Annotated in this window: 1 protein-coding gene; it reads left to right on the forward strand. The window is 55.9% G+C overall.

Annotated features, from left to right (window positions below; translation table 11 throughout):
- On the forward strand, positions 1–555 hold a 555-nt coding region (locus tag ACI3K0_RS30810), incomplete at both ends, for a transposase (RefSeq protein WP_404946996.1).

Here is a 555-nt window from a genome sequence, read left to right on the forward strand (position 1 = left end):
GCGTCATTCGGTTGTCGATGTTTTGGAAGACCGCAGCGTCGAGAGCGCAAGATCTTGGTTGCAAGAGCGTCCGACAATCAAGGTCGTGAGCCGAGATCGCTGTGGTTTGTATGCTCAGGCAGCGCGAGAGGGCGCGCCTCAGGCCCGCCAGGTGGCTGACCGTTTTCATCTGGTTCAAAATCTGAAGGAGGCAATCAAGGAGCAGATCAGCGTTTATGGTCACGCCCATGTTAGGCCGATACTCTCCGAAGATGCTATCGCCAGCGCGAGGTCACAACAACGCCGTGCCCGCTTGGCGCACAGGCAATCTCGTCAGGAGATATTCGAGATGCTTCAAGCTTTGCGGCAGCAGGGCCTCACCTACAGCGAGATCGCAAGGCGGACCGGATATGAGCGTCGCAGCATCGCGAATTGGCTTACTTCCAGCGCACCTCGAGACAGAAACCGGGCAGCGCTGAATAAGACATCGCCACTCTATTTTGAAGCTTTCCTGGCTGAATGCTGGAAAGATGGAAATCGGGTTGGGCGCCATCTGTTTTACGACATCAAGAACCG

The sequence above is a fragment of the Rhizobium sp. ZW T2_16 genome (assembly GCF_044987325.1).
Taxonomy (GTDB): domain Bacteria; phylum Pseudomonadota; class Alphaproteobacteria; order Rhizobiales; family Rhizobiaceae; genus Neorhizobium; species Neorhizobium cellulosilyticum.